Annotated in this window: 11 protein-coding genes; 2 read left to right on the top strand and 9 right to left on the bottom strand. The window is 63.0% G+C overall.

The features are described 5' to 3' along the window. Nucleotides 1–40 precede the first annotated feature (40 nt). From J8I33_RS28770 to J8I33_RS28735, 8 genes are all read right to left on the bottom strand, one after another. On the bottom strand, nucleotides 41–1,327 hold the full coding sequence (locus J8I33_RS28770; protein WP_209939560.1) for a L,D-transpeptidase: 1,287 nt from the start codon (nucleotides 1,325–1,327) through the stop codon (nucleotides 41–43). Nucleotides 1,328–1,701: 374 nt separating this feature from the next. Continuing rightward, complete coding sequence (locus J8I33_RS28765) at nucleotides 1,702–3,129, bottom strand: MFS transporter (protein WP_209939559.1); 1,428 nt, start codon at nucleotides 3,127–3,129, stop codon at nucleotides 1,702–1,704. Between the two features lie 215 nt (nucleotides 3,130–3,344). Further along, the gene (locus J8I33_RS28760; RefSeq protein WP_209928854.1) at nucleotides 3,345–3,800 is read right to left on the bottom strand and encodes a hypothetical protein; all 456 of its coding nucleotides are present in this window, start codon (nucleotides 3,798–3,800) and stop codon (nucleotides 3,345–3,347) included. A 432-nt stretch (nucleotides 3,801–4,232) separates the two neighbouring features. Further along, nucleotides 4,233–4,460 carry a hypothetical protein gene (locus tag J8I33_RS28755; RefSeq protein WP_124681250.1) on the bottom strand — a complete coding sequence of 76 codons (228 nt, stop codon included), beginning with the start codon at nucleotides 4,458–4,460 and terminating at the stop codon, nucleotides 4,233–4,235. 116 nt (nucleotides 4,461–4,576) lie between these two features. Beyond that, a complete protein-coding gene (locus tag J8I33_RS28750) occupies nucleotides 4,577–4,969 on the bottom strand; it encodes an RHS repeat-associated core domain-containing protein (RefSeq protein ID WP_209928873.1) in 393 nt (130 codons plus the stop codon). A 111-nt stretch (nucleotides 4,970–5,080) separates the two neighbouring features. Continuing rightward, nucleotides 5,081–5,611 carry a DUF1629 domain-containing protein gene (locus J8I33_RS28745; protein WP_235356268.1) on the bottom strand — a complete coding sequence of 177 codons (531 nt, stop codon included), beginning with the start codon at nucleotides 5,609–5,611 and terminating at the stop codon, nucleotides 5,081–5,083. 147 nt (nucleotides 5,612–5,758) lie between these two features. Further along, complete coding sequence (locus tag J8I33_RS28740) at nucleotides 5,759–6,157, bottom strand: SMI1/KNR4 family protein (RefSeq protein WP_209928853.1); 399 nt, start codon at nucleotides 6,155–6,157, stop codon at nucleotides 5,759–5,761. Further along, on the bottom strand, nucleotides 6,147–10,817 hold the full coding sequence (locus J8I33_RS28735) for an RHS repeat-associated core domain-containing protein (RefSeq protein ID WP_209939558.1): 4,671 nt from the start codon (nucleotides 10,815–10,817) through the stop codon (nucleotides 6,147–6,149). The genes J8I33_RS28740 and J8I33_RS28735 overlap by 11 nt, the downstream gene beginning before the upstream one ends. 466 nt (nucleotides 10,818–11,283) lie before the next feature. Between J8I33_RS28735 and J8I33_RS28730 the strand changes: the two genes are divergently transcribed. Further along, nucleotides 11,284–13,746, top strand: a complete 2,463-nt coding sequence (locus J8I33_RS28730; protein WP_209939557.1) for a DUF3772 domain-containing protein — start codon at nucleotides 11,284–11,286, stop codon at nucleotides 13,744–13,746. A 139-nt stretch (nucleotides 13,747–13,885) separates the two neighbouring features. Here J8I33_RS28730 and J8I33_RS28725 read toward each other — a convergent pair whose 3' ends face one another. Next, nucleotides 13,886–15,397 (bottom strand): aldehyde dehydrogenase family protein, encoded by a 1,512-nt coding sequence (locus J8I33_RS28725; RefSeq protein WP_124631666.1) that lies wholly within the window; start codon nucleotides 15,395–15,397, stop codon nucleotides 13,886–13,888. A 731-nt stretch (nucleotides 15,398–16,128) separates the two neighbouring features. Between J8I33_RS28725 and J8I33_RS28720 the strand changes: the two genes are divergently transcribed. After that, on the top strand, nucleotides 16,129–17,613 hold the full coding sequence (locus tag J8I33_RS28720) for an amino acid permease (protein WP_348636033.1): 1,485 nt from the start codon (nucleotides 16,129–16,131) through the stop codon (nucleotides 17,611–17,613). The last annotated feature ends 106 nt before the right edge of the window (nucleotides 17,614–17,719 follow it).

The following is a 17,719-nucleotide window of genomic DNA, read 5'->3' as shown; positions in this document are numbered from 1 at the left end:
ATTCTCATCCTCGCGCATTCCGCTGTCGGTGAACCGGCGCTCAGTCCGCCGTGTCGCCGCCCTTCGGCAGCTTCGACCACGCGCCGCGCCCCGGCATCGGTGACCAGGCCGGGCGAGTCTTGCGGGCGCTATCGATCACGACCAGGTAGCGGCCCGCGATCGGCGTGACGTCGCGATCGCGACGCAGCACCCACAACGACTTGCCGGCCTCGACGCGTGCCTGATAGTCGTCGTCGAGCAGGCCGTGCTGGTCGAGGAACGTGTTCAGCGAAGCGGGAATCCGCACGCAGCCTTTCGAATGCCGGATGCCGAGCAGCGCTTCGAGCCGATCGGGGTCGGTCGCATGCATCTGGAAGCGCATCGGCGACACGCCACCCTTGCCCCAGCCGCGCTCGCCATCCACCCAGCCGAAGTCGTAGATGCGCATGTCGCGGTGGCCGTAGCCGCGAATACCGTTCTCGTTCGTCGTGCCTTCCGCGCGGAAATCCATCGTGTCGGGCGAGTGATGAAACACGCCGAGCGGTGTCAGGAAATGGTCGTACTGGCCCGGCAGCCCGGTGCCGACCGGCGATGCGCCAATCATCAACCACGCATTGGCCGGCGTCGCGCGGAAATAGATGAACAGCGCCTGCACGTTCGGCGCGCGATCGACCATTACGACGTATTCGCCGGCGAGATCGCCGAGATCCGCATCGGCGAGCGCTTTCTGAAGGCGGTCCCCGTACGCGCGCTGTTCGTTCGCTGGCACGTTCAGACGTCGCGTGACTTCCTGCGTGAAGCGCTTGCGCATGTCGAGCGCACGGGTCGTCGCGTTTTGCGCCTCCTCGACCGACAGCGGCGGATGCCGGCGCGGCGGAGTGGGTGGAGGCGGCTCGGCCTCGCTGGCGGGCGTGCCGGATGCGGCCGATGCGGGCGCGGCGGCCGACGCGGCGGAAGCCGCGGATGCCCCCGATGTTGCGCTCGCGGATTCCGCGTGATTCGCGTGTGACGCGGCGGATGTTGGCGCGGCAGCCGATGCGCCCGACACTGCATGCGCAGATGAAGCCGGCGGCGTGCGGGACGCCGCTGAAGCCGGCAACGCAGTGGACGAAGACGGCGCAGCGTCGGACGCGGCAAAGGCAGGCTGCTCGGCGAGAACGGAAATCGACATCGCGACAGCGAGCGACACGTATGCGGCGGCTGCACGTTCGAGGCAACGCGGCTTCGCAAAGCGCCGCGCCAGAGGGGCAAGAATCATACGTTCGAAGCCATCGGCCGATCCGGCCGCCGCATGCTGCTGGTGCGAGCGGCGCATCTTCCGCGCAAGCCATCGACACGTCCGGCGCATCGTGCGCGCCCGGCGCCGACGCCTCTTCGCGGCGGAGCCGTCGCTGTGCAACGCGGGCGCTCCGATGGCGGATAATGAGTCGTCAGGCCCTTCATTCTACTCGTCGATACGCGAATCGGCAGCGACCGGAAGCGCGCTTTTACGTGTAATTGCGCTTCGTCACGCTTTGTTTCAACTCGCTGCCGCTTGAGCTTTCGTTGCGTGGCAGGCTGGCGTGTTGGATGTTTTCGGCGCGCTTGCGTGTTTCATTCGGTTCCGATATCGCCTCGCATTTGATTTGCATACCAAATCATTTCGACGATGGCGAACACCGGAACGCAACCGCACCGCACGCATGCCGCACGAACCGTGCGACACGCATGCGCAGATGCCGACTACTTCGAGATGGTTTCGAGTGCGATGCCCTTCGTGCGCGGCCCCATCCCCCCGATCGCGGCCATCACGATCACCATCGCGCCCGCGATGAACGCGAACACGCCGAACGTGCCGAAACCGCGCAGTACGGCGGCGATCATGAACGACGAGAAGATCGCCGAGAAGCGGCTCCACGAATAGACGAAGCCGACGGCCCGCGCGCGAATCGACGTCGGGAACAACTCGGCTTGGTACGCGTGGAAGCTGTACGACATGATGTTGCTCGCGAGCGTGAGGCCGATGCCGAGCACGATCAGGAACGCGCCCACCGTCGTTTGGCTGAACAGCAGCCCGCAGACGACGATCGCCGCCGCCATCGCGACGATCACCGACTTGCGCTCGAAGCGGTCGGCGATCACGAGGCCGATCAGCGGGCCGATCGGCGCCGCGAGCGCGATCACGCTCGAATACATCAGGCTCGACGTGATCGTGATGCCCTGCTTGATCAGCAGCGTCGGCACCCAGTTCGCGAAGCCGTAGAAGCCGACCGTCTGGAACACGTTGAAGATCGTCATCATGATCGTGCGGCTGCGATACGGCGGCACCCACATGTCGCGGAAGCTGCCGCGCGGCGGCACGGGTTCGGCCGGCGCGGGCGGCGGCAGCGGCCGCCCGTATTCGGCCTCGACCTTCGCCTCGAGCGCGCGCATGATGCGGTCGGCTTCGTCGACCCGGCCCTGCTGCGCGAGCCAGCGCGGGCTTTCGGGCAGTTCACGGCGTATCCACCACACGAACAGCGCGCCATGCGCGCCGATCAGCACGACCCAACGCCAGCCGTCGAGGCCGAACGGCGCGTGCGGCACGAGCAGATAAGCGAGGAACGCGACCACCGGCACCGCGACGAACCCCACTGCCTGCTCGCACGCGAACGCACGGCCGCGGATCTGCTTCGGCACGAGTTCGGAGATGTACGTGCCGATCGTGACCATCTCGACGCCGAGGCCGAGACCGACGACGAAGCGCCAGAAGTTCAGACCTGTGGCCGTGTCCTGGAACGCCATCACGACGTTGGCGGCCGTGTACCACAGCAGCGACCACGTGAAGATCGCGCGACGGCCGAAGCGGTCGGCGAGGAAGCCGCACGCGATCGTGCCGATGAAGAGTCCCGAGAACAGCGCGGCGATGAAGCTCGCTACGCCCGTGGTGCCGAACAGGCCGTGCGTCGTCGCGGACAGGATGCCGCTTTTCACGAGGCCGGGCGCGACGTAGCCGCTGTACAGCAGGTCGTAGAGCTCGAAGAAGAAGCCGAGGCTCAGCAGCACGACGAGCTTCCAGACGCTGCGCGTCGGCGGCAGGCGGTCGAGACGGGCCGAGATGGAGCCGGGGTCGATCGCGGCGGGGCGCGCGGCGCCTGCTGCCGTGAGCGGGTCGGGCTGGGTGGATGCCATGGTGGCGAGTCTCCGGATTCTTGATTGTCGTTAGCGCCAGCAGAGGGGAACTGGCGAGCGGCTTCGCGCATTTTAGCGAAGCGCGTGTGCGAGCACATCAATCGGGTGATGGGCGGGGCGGGCCGAATGTCTTCGGAGCGGTTCAACGGGCGGTTTCGCGATGAATGTCTAAACGAGCACTGGTTCATCTCGGCCCTGCCCTCACGGCACACCACTTACATCCCGGTCAAATATTTCGAAACTCCCGGATACTCAGACAAGAACTCTTCCGATTTGATAAACGAAATAACCGTACATCTTACGCTCTCGGGGGCCTTATTCACATACCTCAGCAGCAACCCGAAATCCCCATAATCAAATTCTATTCCAAGCAAAGTGACAGCCCATTGATTTTCAGGAGATCGATCAATCACCCCGCCCAACTCTTGCACGAGGGCCGGATAAAATATGTGACGATCAGCGGCCTCAAGTATATTGCGCGTGCACTCTTGAATACCGAAATCGTCCGCATCAGAAAAGGACCTGAGAAGCTCCACCGCGACCTCGTAGGTCATATTTTTCTCGGCCTCGATCAATAGATTCAAGAATTCATCGGACTTGCTCTCGTCGACGAAGTCTTCACATGCGTACAAGCGTTCACGCCAGCGATCGAAATTGAAACCATCCGGCATTCTCACACCTCACTTTTTCAACAAGCCGCGACATTTCGCAAGTGCAACCATCTCCTGCATTGCTGTATTATATCGACTCGGATCATCGGCAGTACGTGAAACGTGTGATCGCTCCGCTAGGTGTCGCACCCAAGTCGCAGTGGATAGAACCATTTGATGGAATTAGGTGAATATCGATAAAAGTACGCGACACCCAGGTTTCCATATGTGATTCCCTCCACACGAACCCAGTCGTACTTCAACGCAATCGACGCACCCCGATACGTTATATAAAACTCATCAAGTCCATAATTCCGAACAACGCCTAGATTCAGGAGCTCCTGATCGACCGCCTTCCAACTATTCCTACTTGCATCTTCACAAACCGCATCCAGATATTGCTCAAGCCGCGATCAAATCACGAACTATGACCACCCTTTCAGCACCCCTCTTTTATAACTCCTTAATCAAAAAATCTTTCAGCTCCGCCTCCGATAATTCAAACTCAGGCCCCGCATCCATTCCTTTCAGAAAATTCACCACATGTTCTAGACGAGGATCATCAAAAGAATGGTCCAGATAAAACTCGTACGCGTAGCGCGCGACCTTATCTGGAGAATAACCCTCCAGCTTGATGAGGGAATTCAGATCATTGAGAAACCGTTCTTTCATTTCAGACATGATTGCGTTTCCTTATGGGCATCTCGACGTTGCTCGACCAGAGGCCGTAGCCTTACCTTGATCAATATCCGCTTTTGTCGGCGGATAGTGAGGCAAGTCTAGTACCTCGCCACTGTTCATCTTGGGATGAACTCGGTTGACCTCGCCAGCCTGATGTATGTCTCCTCCCACGACCGAACTTGGCCGGTTCCCGGATTCCATTCGGTTACGTGCGAACGTCCGCGCGTAGGCCCCGGCTTTAGAGCAGGGGCTTCGGCATCGTAATACCTGATTCTCCCGTCAGGGAGTTGTCGTGTGCTGACCGCGCTTCCCTGTACCTTTTGGAGCGCGCGCAGCTTACGTGCGAGCTTCTCTGCCGGGCCGTCGCACCTAAGTCCCAACGGATCGATCCACTCGATAGGATTGGGCGCATATTGATACGCATTTAACCCACCCGCCAGACCAATCGGATCCCTACTGACAAAGCACCCAAGAACAGGATCATAGTACCGATACCGGTTATACCTCAGCCCCGTCTCCGCATCCTTCCTGCTGCCCCTGGAACGAGAGGGGCGCCTTTCCGTGCTGCATCAGGTTGTGGCTCAGGTGGAACCGTCCGGGCACTGCCGGTCAGTTCGGCATCAACTGACCGGTGGGATACCAGTAGTGAATCTCACTCCTTTCTTCGTGGCACGCAAAACAGCATCGGCCAATTGATCGCCGACGACAATGTATGTCGGGGAGTCGTATTGCCGGCCAATGCCATTGGCTGGGAAATCGGGGCGCAAGACCATCTTTTTGAAACCGACCTTAGCGTCAGGAAATCCCGAGACTTTCACCATTATCGGCTCTGAAGCATCGTGATCAACCACGTCAACTTTCCTAGTCGGGTTGAGAAGAAAGTACGGGCCATCAATCGCCTCTCCGTTCGATCTAACGACAGCTGGGATGAACTGAACATCATCGTCATTCGCCAGTTCTTCAATCGCAACACGCACCGCTTCACTTACGAGCGGAATCAAGATGTCTGACCAGATGACGCCGTAGTCTCGAATCTTTGACAGCCCTTTCTTGGGAAGCTCGAATAATAAGGGATCGAGTCTTGCGAGGCGCTTTGCCTCCTGCAACTCGAAGCGATCCACCCCATTTTTTGCCTCGTCGTAGAGTGCCATCCGACTTTCCGGATAGTCCGCCTCCGTGGTCCAGATTTTCGTCATACTTCCCCGCTCAGGTCGGACACGCCCATGGTCGATGGTTCTGCCTTCAGTAGCCTTATCGGATCATGACTGATCAACGACTTCAAGCAGGCGGCCTAGAGTTCATCTTTCGCCAAGCGTCAAGCCTTTGAGATTCACCAACAAATCGGTCAGTGAGTCTGCTGATCTCTCCAGAAATTTCGGGTTCATCACCCCCATTCCTACTTCAAATACCTCTCCGCTGGAATTGATCAAAATTGCTTGACCACCACTATCATCCCCAATCATGAAATATCCCGGGAGGTATTTCTGGACTTCATAATCGACATTCCGTTCTGGCAAAATTTCTATCTCGTGCAGAGCCAAGCAGCCCATCGAATTTAGCCCGTTGGTGATTTGAAGAAGGTCAACGTATTCTTTAGGAAAAGACAACCCAATCTTCGTCTCCGCATCATGAATCTGACTAGAGGTCGCTGGAGTTCTCAGTTCGAAATGTTGGCTAAGATACGCTTTATTTAGCATTGAAAGCTCCCAAACAATCGAAATACTTGTAATTTTGCCGTATCGCTCGTCTCACGACACTTTCTGGAACACCGGCCGCCCTCATCTGCCGAGCGGCCTCGTTAAACTCAGTCTGTACATCCGTATTGAAGCCGTTTTGATTTCGGAATGCCCGCTGCATACCGGAGATTTGGGCATGGACGGAGCCCGAAGTGCTCGGCAGCAAAACCGCCGGCGCAGCTCGTGAACTATAGGTCCCGTTAGGAAACACCTGTTGCTTCGCCCATTCCTGCTGAATCGGATGATGCGACTGCACCAGCCCGTCGGCAACCGTATTCGTGTTACCTGGCGCACGATTCGCGTTGGGGCTAAGGTTGCCGTGTTGATCTGCGTCATTCACGCGATAGCCGCCCGGCCGGCGGCACGCCAAACCAAGTGGGTCAATCCAGGCGATCGGGTTTGTCGCGTATTGGTAAGAATTCACTCCACCCAGCAGCCCGATCGGATCTTTGGATACGAACCGCCCGCTACTCGGATCATAGTACCGATACCGGTTATACCTCAGCCCCGTCTCCGCATCCTCCTGCTGCCCCTGGAACCGAATCGGGTTCCTCGGCTCCACGCCCGCCGCCTTCGACACCCGCGCGATCACTTCCCGCGCTTCGCCCCAGGCCCGATACGACGCCTCCCACACCACCTCCCCCACCTCGTCCGTCATCAGCAACGGCGTCCCAATCTGGTCGCAGTGGTAATAGAACAAATGCGCGTCCGACTGTCTTTCCGGCACACGTTGCAGCGGGTCCTTCTCCGGCACGTACGGCTCGCCCTCCTGCCACACCGGCGTCTGGATCCCCGCGACCGGTTGCGCCGTCACATATTGCGCAAGCGGAACGAACGTTTCCGGCTCGTAAACGTACTGCGTCGCACCGGTCTCGTTGCTTTCGTACGCCAATTGATCGCCATCCCACCCGAACACCGTCCGCACGCCATCCACGTCCTTGCCGATCCGGCGCCCGAAGGAATCGTAGAAATACCGCGCCTCATGCTGCCGCCCGGCCTCCTCGACACGCGCCACATGCAACCGGTTGAATCCGTCCCACTCGTATTCCTGCCGCCCCACCGGTGATCGCTTGCCGATCAGGTTCCCGCGCGCATCGTATTCGAAGTGCGTACCCGCATATTCCTTCAACAGATTCCCGAGCACGCGCGGCACTTCCGCCGGCAATGTGCTGTCCACGCTGTCCGGCACAACCGGACTCGCTTTCACGGCCCCCGGCGTACGAGCGTGCCGGGGACTACCGGGGTCAATGATGTTGCTTGCCGGGTCGAAGGCGAAAGTCTCGGTACCGAGCGGCCCGATCGCCGCGATGAGGCGGCCAACCGGGTCATAACGATAGTTGATCAACCCCTTGCGGCTGTCCTCGATATGCTCGAGCTGCCCCACGGCATCGTACCGATACCGGCGCTCGGCCAATGCGGCAGGCGCATTCGCTCGCCGAATGGCCTGCCGGGTGATTCGTCCGGCCGGATCGTACTGCGTCTGCTGCCCGACCTTGCTCGACAGCATCCGCCCGGTTTCTCGATGCAAATCGTCGCGCTCGAACTGGATTCGCTCCTCACCATCGAGCACGAGCCCGTGCACGTGACCCGACCCGTAGATCAACCAGTCCAGCACATGACCATCGGGGCGGACGGTCTTGATCCGCGTGCCGATTTCGTCGTATTCGTGATGCCACACATAGCTGCGCGATTCACCGAACAGCCGATAAGCATGATGTTCGCGCACCAGATTGCCGACCGAATCGAAAAACATCTGCGTCCGGCTGTGGCTGTTAAGCGCCTCGATGAGTCGCCCGCTGGCGTCGTATGCGAATCGCTCCTTGCTCGCACCCGAGGTCCGGCATACGATGCGGCCGGCCTGATCGAATTCGAGTTCGGTCACCTGCCCGCCCTCGTCGATCTTCACCGGCTGCAGCGTGCCCTCGCTGTATCCGTATGTGGTCCGCTTGCCGTCGAACCCGATCTCTTCCAGCAATCGCCCCGCTGGATCATAGTGAAATTGGTAGGTCGCGCGATTCGCATCGGTCAACACCGTCAAGCGACCGAGGCGATCGTAACGATAGGCGAGCGTGTAGCCGAGCGCATCGACGCGGCTGGCCACACGCCCCGCGACGTCGTATGAAAAACGCGTCATGCGCTCGAGCGGATCGGTATGGGACAGCAGACGGCCTTCGGCATCGTGCGTATATCGATAGGTGCCTGCCGGAGACGAGATCTCGCTGACCGCGCCATTCGGGCCGTACCGGTAAACCGTGGCATTGCCAGCCGCATCGATCGACTGCGCCAGTCGCCCGTCGGCATCGTAGCGCCACTTCGTCACCTTGCCCGAGCAGTCGGTGTACTGAAGCAATTGTCCCGCTTCATCGTAGACAAGTACCTTCGTACCGCCCTTCGCATCGACCATCTTGACCGGCATCCCGGCGGCGTTGTACGCATACTTCGTCTCGTGCCCGAGCGGGTCCTTCTGCACGATCAGGTTCCCCGCGTCATCGTACGAGCGCTCCCACACATAGCCTTCGGGATCCTTGAGACGAACGAGTTGATCGCGGTCGTCGTAACCCATCTCGACCACAGCCCCGTCGACGCGGTAATGCTTCGTCATGTTCCCGCGTGCGTCGTAGTCCATCTCCTCGATGCCGCCGTCGCGATGAACATGCATGACCAGGTTGTTGTCCTGGTCGCGCCGCATCCACTCCTCGGTGCCATCCGGATACGCGATCCGGTACATGTATCCGCGGATGTTGTAGTAGTACCGCGTGACGTTGCCCAGTGCATCGGTGACATAGGTCAGGCGGATGTTGGGGTGCCACATGAGACGAATGTCGTGGCTGCCGTCGTCGGCATATTCGCGCACGCACCGAGCATTCGTGTTGTCGTCGCGCTCCGCCCCTTCCCACTCGAGGTTCATGCCGCGGCCGGTGCGATCGGTATAGCGCGTGATCAGATGACGGTCGTAAGCATACTGGCGCACGTTGCCGTAACGATCCGCCGCACGCACGAGATCGCCGTTCTTGTCGTACTGGTATTGGGCAAGCGTGGTGCGCGTGTTCGCGTCGACGATCTGCTCGATCGTTGCGATACGTCCGCGGCTGTCGTGGCGAAACGCGAGCGTATGGCCGGCCGAACTGACGAGCCGCGCCAGACGATTCGCGTCATCGTAATCGAGCGCGATCGTATTTCCCGCGCGATCCTTCTGCAACGCGAGACGGAACGAATCGCCGCGCTTCTCGTACACGTGCAGCAAATCGTGACCGTACGCGACCGTCGTCCACGTGTCGTCGAGCCGGCTCAGTGTCACACCTTCCACGCGGTCGTCGTGAACCGCACCTGCCGCGAGCGCCGGATATTCGATGTTGCGGCCGGTCGAATCGCTGTAGATCCATTTGCCGTCCCCAACATCGATGCGCGTCATGTACGGCGAGAGCCAGCGCGCGCCCAGTTCGCCGGCATCGTATCCGGCCAGCCGGGACCGATAGACGCGTATCCAGACGACGGGCATCGCACCCGGCAATTCGAAATCGGCATGAGAAAACGTCTCGTCGCCGAACGCGTAGCTGATCGAACCGCCCGACGCGCCGACCCCGCACTCTTCGCAGTGGTCGACACCGGAGCCCTTCGCTCTCGCCTCCTTCTTCGTCGCGGCAACGGGCACCTGCGGCCGCCGGGCCGTCGCTTCCGTCGTGCCCTGCGATTTGATCGATGCGGCCCGCATCGCGTCGCGCTTGTGCCGCAACGCATTGACCAGCTTCAGCAGCAGCCACATCAGCTTGCCTTCGTCGCTGCCCTTCAGCTCGTTGATCTTGCCGACCACCACTGGAGCGAGCGTGCGCAAGGACACGGCAATCTGGCGAATCGGTGCGACGTATTCCTCCGAAATAAGCCCGGTCGCCGTGCTGGTCGCGGCGTTGGCGCCGCGCTTGACGAGCGCCGTCCTGGACTCGGCCAGATACCCCCACGCCCCCGTTACCAGATCCTTGCTGAACCATCCGCTCTTCTTCATCTGCTGACGATACTCGGCGGCCCGCCGCTCGTTCTCCGCAGGATCGAACAGTTGCCCCGCCAACACTGCATCGATGCCGTCCGCGAGACTTGTCAGGATCTCCCGTGCTTTCGCCGCGCAGTGATCGATCACATCGTTGAGCACGGCCTGCAGCTTCGTCAGGAAATCCTCGATCTCGGTCGCGCATGACGCCTGGACATGCGTGACGACGATCGATATGAGCGCGGCGCCGATGTCGCGCTTGTGAATCAGGATTTCATTGCGAATCAGCGCCAGAAGCGGCCGCGCCGTGAGGCGCATGGGCGCCAGTACCGGCGGAAATGGAATCACGCCGATCAGGTTGATCGCGAGTCCGAGATAGTCGAGCAGTTCGCCGCCGCGCTTGCGGATGATCGAGACGATGTCGGTGAGCGCATCGGCCAGCGCCATCAGGTTGTTGAGCACCGGAATCATGCTCGCGACCGTTTTCAGTCGATCGACGTCCACGTAGCCATGCGTCACGCTGATCAGCCACGCGTTGAAGCCTTCGCCGGATGCGACGACGTCGTCCGGATGAACATCGGTCAACCACGGGGTGGCCTGCTCATACTCCGCGCCCGGAGGGAGTTTTTGATCTGCCATGCTCTCAGGATTCTTCTGGTTGTTCGGTTTTCGACGTGCGGCGACGGCCTCGCCTTCTCGTGTCCCGGATGATCGGCCAACGGCTCGCGGCATTGTACCGACGATTGGGCGACGGGAAAATGAAAGGTCCGGTTTCCCCGTAGCCGCCCGGTTCTTCGCACCCCATTTATCGCGGCTCGCGGTCGCACCGACTTTATGTAAATTTCGTAACCGTCTGTCGCGGTGACAACGGCCGCCCGACGCTGAAAACGGCGCCCTTCCGGGGCGTGGCTCGATCGACACGGCCCCGATGCGACGGGATAAACAGGACTTCCGCCGGTCCGTCGCCCATGCCCGCGTCGCAGACATCGCGGAAGCAGATTCGAAAGTCGTTCATCTCCGCGCCCCGGTAACATGCTACCGGGCCAACTACCGGCTTCCGGCTGCCTTTCGGCAACCGGCATTGTCGGCAAATCGTAAGCATTCCATGTCCATACAACGACTATCCACGTACGCCCGCCGGATCGCGCTGATCGCGCTGCTGCAGTTCGCGGCGATCGCGACGGCGTCGGCGTTTCCGGCGGCCGCTTCCGCTCCCGTCGCGAGCGGCGTCGGCGCAACCGTGCCGGCCATCTCGCTGCCCGACGCCGTCGCGCAGCTCAAGCAGATGCAGGCCGAGCTGGACCGCATCAAGCAGCAGACGTCGACCGCGTCCAACAGCAAGGAGCTGGACGGGCTCGACGACTCGGCGCAGGAGCTGAGCGCCGATGTCGCGAAACTGCAGAGCGATCTCACGCCGCAACGCGCGCAGGTTCAGGCGCAACTCGATGTGCTGGGCCCGCCGCCGGCCGAGGGGGCCGCGCCGGAAACGCCCGCCGTCGCAAAGCAGCGGGCCGCGCTGGACGCACGCAAGACGCAGATCGATGCGGCGCTGAAGCAGGCCGCCGACCAGAAGACGAGCCTCACGAACCTGACCGAGCAGTTCGCGAAGCTGCACCGCAGCCTGCTGAAGAACCAGCTCGCGTTCCGTTCGGGCAGCATCTTCAGCGCGCAGTTCTGGCTGCCGCTGTTCCACCTGTCGCCGGACGACCGTCAGCGGCTCGACGATTTCAACGGCGAACTGTTCGACATGCTGCGCTCGTCGTGGGTGCCCGGACAACGGGCGATCACCACGCTGCTGCTGATCGCCGCGTTCGCCGCATGGCTCGGCGGCCGCCGGCTCATCGAGCGCGGGCTCGCGTGGATCGCGCTGAACCGCCTGCCGCCCACCCGCTTGCGCCGCAGTGCGCTGGCGCTGTCGACCGCGCTGTCGACCTTCCTGGCGACGGCCATCGCGATTCAGATCCTCTACCTCGCCGTCGCGCGCCACTACGAACTCACGCCGTCGCTGACCGATCTGTGGGACCAGTTCGCGAAACTCGCCGCGACCTGCGCATTGATCGCCGGGCTCGGCCGCGCACTGCTCTGCACGAAGCATCCGTCGTGGCGCCTGCCCGCGCTCGCCGATCCCGTCGCGCTCGCGATGAAGCCGTTCCCCGCCGTCCTGGCCGGGCTGCTGCTGGTGTCGGGCACGCTCGAATCGATCAACCGGATCGTCGACACCAGCCTGTCGGTCACGCTGTTCGGCCGCGGCATCGTGTCGCTCGTCGTCGCGCTGACGGTCGGCGCGTCGCTGTTGCGCGCGAACCGTGCGCGCAGCGCCCTCGCGGCGGCAGGCGAGGCGCCCGAGCAGCGCTCGACGCTTGCCGGGCTAATCCATGCCGGCGTCACGCTCGCGATCGTCGCGTCATTGATCGCACTCCTGATCGGTTACATCACGGTCGCGCGCTTCATCACATACGAGCTCGTGTGGTTCGAGATCGTGCTGTGTGCGACCTACATCCTGATCCAGTTGACGCGCGACGCGAGCGAAAGCCTGTTCTCGTCGAGCCTGTCGACGGGCCAGCAGATCAAGCATCTGTTCGCGCTCGAAGATCGCCACCTCGACCAGGCGCGCACGGTCCTGTCCGGCTTCGGCACGAGCCTGCTGATGCTGATCGCGGCGATCGCGCTGCTGACGGGCGGCTTCGGCACGACGCCGGGCGACCTGCTCGACAGTGCGGTCGCGATGATCGGCAGCCAGCGGCTGCAGAGCCTGAACATCATGCCCGACCGGATCTTCAACGCCGTGATCGGCTTCGCGATCGGCTTCTACCTGCTGCGCTCGCTGCGCCGCTGGCTCGACGGCGAGTTCATGCCCGCGCTCGGCATGGATACGGGCATGCGCGTGTCGCTGATCACGCTGTTCACCAACGTCGGTTACGTGCTGCTCGTGCTGATGACGCTCGGGCTGCTCGGCGTCCGGTGGAGCAATCTCGCGTGGATCGTCAGCGCGTTGTCGGTGGGTATCGGTTTCGGCCTGCAGGAAATCGTGAAGAACTTCGTGTCGGGGCTGATCCTGCTGACCGAGCGCCCGGTGAAGGTGGGCGACATGGTCAGCATCGCGGGCGTCGAAGGCGACATCCGCCGCATCAACGTGCGCGCGACCGAGATTCAGCTCAGCGACCGCTCGACCGTGATCGTGCCGAACTCGCAACTGATCTCGCAGAACGTGCGCAACGTGACGATGGGCAACAGCACGCAGGGCGTCGCGACGCTGGTGCTGACGTTCCCGCTGAACACCGATCCCGAGCAGGTGCGCGACCTGCTGCTCGATGCGTATCGCGAGCATCCGGCGATTCTCGACAAACCGGCGCCGTCGGTGACGTTCAGCCAGCTCGCGCCGGACGGGATCACGCTGAGCGTGACGGGTTACGTGTCGAGCCCGCGGATCGCGAGTTCGACGAAGAGCGACCTGCTGTTCGAGATCCTCAAGCAGTTGCGCGCGGCGGCGATCACGCTGTCGAGCCCGCAGATGCTGGTCGTGCAGAACATGCCGACGAACGATGGTCCGACGCCGCACGAATCGTAAGCAAGCCATCGAGCGGGTACGCTCGCGATCGATCGGCGTGCCGCACGCCTCGCAATAAACGACAAGGGCCGGTTACCGCTTTCGCGACAACCGGCCCTGTTCATTCGACCGTCGATGCGCCCTGGCCGGGCGCCCGCCCTCACACGTCGAACTTCACCCCCTGCGCCAGCGGCAGTTGCCGGCTGTAATTGATCGTATTCGTCGCCCGGCGCATATACGCCTTCCACGCGTCCGAACCCGACTCACGCCCGCCGCCCGTTTCCTTCTCGCCGCCGAACGCGCCGCCGATTTCCGCGCCGCTCGTGCCGATGTTCACGTTGACGATCCCGCAATCGCTACCGGCCGCCGACATGAACTGCTCGGCCTCGCGCATGTCGTTCGTGAAGATCGCCGACGACAGGCCTTGCGGCACCGCGTTGTGCACGTCGATCGCATCTTCGAAGTCGTCATAGACCATCACGTACAGAATCGGTGCGAACGTCTCGCGCTCGACCACCGCGGATTGCTTCGGCATCCGCACGATCGCCGGACGCACGTAGTACGCATCCGCGTGACCGACGTCGATGCGCTCGCCGCCCTTCACTTCGCCGCCCTGCTCGCGTGCATCGGCCAGCGCTTTCTGCATCGCGTCGAACGACGCACGATCGACTAGCGGGCCGACCAGCGTACCTTCCTCGAGCGGGTTGCCGACCTTCACCGACGCGTAGGCCTTCTCGATGCGCGGCAGCAGTTGCTCGACGAGGCTGCGATGCACGATCAGGCGGCGCAGCGTCGTGCAGCGCTGGCCGGCCGTGCCGACCGCCGCGAACGTGACCGCGCGCACGACGAGGTCGAGATCCGCGCTCGGCGCGACGATCATCCCGTTGTTGCCGCCGAGTTCGAGGATGCCGCGCGCCAGGCGCTGGCTCAGCACCTTCGCGACTTCCTGGCCCATCCGCACGCTGCCCGTCGCGCTGACGACCGGCACCTTCTTCGACGCCGTCAGCACCTCGCCGACATCGCGCATGCCGAGCACCAGCTGGCTCAGCTCAGCCGGCGCGACGCCCGGATGCGTCTTCTCGAACTCACGGAGCGCCTTCTGGAGCAGCACGTGACATGCGATCGCGGTAAGCGGCGTCTTCTCGGACGGCTTCCACACGACCGAATCGCCGCACACGAACGCGAGCGCCGCATTCCAGGCCCACACCGCGACCGGGAAATTGAACGCCGAAATCACGCCGCACACGCCGATCGGGTGCCACGTTTCCATCATCCGGTGGCCCGGGCGCTCGGACGCGATCGTGAGGCCGTAAAGCTGGCGCGACAGACCGACCGCGAAATCGCAGATGTCGATCATTTCCTGCACTTCGCCGAGCCCTTCCGACGTGATCTTGCCTGCTTCGAGCGTGACGAGGCGGCCCAGCTCGGCCTTGTGCTCGCGCAGCACGTTGCCGAACACGCGCACGAGTTCGCCGCGCACCGGCGCCGGCACCGTGCGCCACTTGAGGAACGCGTCGTGCGCGGCGTCGATCTTGCGCTCGGCGTCGGCGGGCGTGTCGACGGCCAGCGTCGCGAGCGTCGCGCCGTCGAGCGGCGAGCGCGCGGTCAGCGCATTGCCTTTCCACTGGGCGAGATCGATGTCGAGCGCGGCAAGAATGTCGTTGAATTGCATCACTTCCTCTTCAGGGACAGATTGATCGGTGCGGCGGCAGCGCCGCCCGCGTGATTCGATTGGAGCGCGTTCGAGCGCCTCGTGCAAGCGGATGCGCCGCGCGGCGGGCCCGGTGCGCCATCCGGCGCATCGCGCGGCGCCGCCGCCGGCAAGCCCGGCCGGACGGCGCGCCCCAGCCTCGCGAGGCACGATCCATGAAACACATTGTCGATGGCCACAAGTCGGGCCGCTATTGATATTAACTCACGACTTCATTCCCAAAACGCAAGAAGTCAGCCGCGCAGCCGCGCCTTCGCCTACGCTGATATCAGACGGTTCCAAAGCCCGCGGACGGGCACGCGGACGCGTCCCGGCCCGACGCAAGTTGATGACGATCCCGCATCACCCTGTGCGGAAATATCGTTTGCCGCCCGTGCATCGGACCCCACACAATCGGTGCGACGTCGAGGTGCAACGCACCCGGCGCGCCGCCGGCCGCCACGACCGCCGCCGGACGACCGACGAACGCGACACGCACCACGGCCCGGGTCAGCGGGCCCGCTTCGCACCGCATCACCGCTGCCCGGCCCACGGCCGGCAACGCGTCGCGCTTCGTCACCGAAAAACAATCCCGGAGACAGCGCCCAGCGCCCGCCATGCATTCAGACGCCCGCCCCGATTCGTCCCGCCCGTCCGGCTCGCCGCCCGCGAAGCCGTCCCTCCACCGTGCGCTGCAGGCGCGCCATCTGCGAATGATCGCGATCGGCGGCTCGATCGGCACGGGCCTGTTCGTCGCGTCCGGCGCGTCGATCTCGCAGGCCGGGCCCGGCGGTGCGATGCTCGCGTACATGATGATCGGCCTGATGGTCTATTTCCTGATGACGAGCCTCGGCGAAATGGCCGCGTTCATGCCGGTATCGGGCTCGTTCGCGACCTACGGCGCGAAGTTCGTCGACGAAGGCTTCGGCTTCGCGCTCGGGTGGAACTACTGGTACAGCTGGGCCGTGACGCTGGCGGTGGAGCTCGTCGCCGCGCAGCTCGTGATGCACTACTGGTTCCCGAACGTGCCGGGCGTCTGGTGGAGCGCGCTGTTCCTCACGCTGATCTTCGCGCTCAACGCGCTGTCGGTGCGTGGCTTCGGCGAGGCCGAATACTGGTTCGCGCTGATCAAGGTGCTGACGGTGCTCGCATTCGTCGGCGTCGGCCTGCTGATGATCTTCGGAATCATGCAGGGCGGCCCGAGCGCCGGCTGGGGCAACTTCACGATCGGCGACGCGCCGTTCGTCGGCGGCTGGGCGACGATGCTCGGCGTCGCGATGATCGCGGGCTTCTCGTTCCAGGGCACCGAGATGATCGGCGTCGCGGCCGGCGAATCGGAGAATCCGCGCACGACGATTCCGCGCGCGGTGAGCCAGATCTTCTGGCGCATCCTGCTGTTCTACGTGTTCGCGATCTTCGTGATCGGCGTGCTGGTTCCGTACACCGATCCGAGCCTGCTGAAGAGCGACGTGACCGATATCGGCGTGAGCCCGTTCACGCTCGTGTTCCGCCACGCTGGGCTGGCCTTCGCCGCAGGCGTGATGAACGCGGTGATCCTGACGGCCGTGCTGTCGGCCGGCAACTCGGGCATGTACGCGTCGACGCGCATGCTCTACAACCTCGCGGTCGAAGGCCGCGCGCCGAAGCTGTTCGCGAAGCTGTCGCCGGGCGGCGTGCCGCGCAACGCGCTGTATGCGACCACCGCGATCGGCGCACTGTGCTTCCTCACGTCGCTGTACGGCGACAAGACCGTCTACCTGTGGCTGCTGAACACGTCGGGCATGGCCGGCTTCATCACGTGGCTCGGCATCGCGGTCAGTCACTACCGGTTCCGCAAAGGCTTCCTGAAACAAGGCTACCGGCTCGACCAGTTGCCGTACCGGTCGAAGTGGTTCCCGTTCGGCCCGCTGTTCGCGTTCGCGCTGTGCGCGGCCGTCGCGCTCGGCCAGGACTATCAGGCGTTCCTCGCCGACAAGATCGACTGGACCGGCGTCGCCGCGACCTACGTCGGCCTGCCGTTCTTCCTCGCGATCTGGCTCGGCTACGCGCTCGTGCGCAAATGCCGGCTGGTGCGCTACGAGGACATGGACATCGCGCCGTGGATCGAACGCAACGCGACGCATGAAGCGACCGAAAAGGCCGACGCCGGCTATCCGGCCTATGTCGCCCGTCCGGCCAACCCGACGCCGGGCGCCTGACGCCCGGTCACGCGCCGGCAGCCGCCCCTTCGCGGCGGCCGCTGCGCTGAAATCCCCATTCGACGCGGCGCGCGCGTTCAGGCAAGATCGACGCGCGCCGTCCGCC

It is taken from the genome of Burkholderia sp. AcTa6-5 (assembly GCF_017815075.1).
Taxonomy (GTDB): domain Bacteria; phylum Pseudomonadota; class Gammaproteobacteria; order Burkholderiales; family Burkholderiaceae; genus Burkholderia; species Burkholderia sola.
Note: the sequence above shows the minus strand (reverse complement) of the source record. Positions and strands in the feature narration are given on the sequence as shown.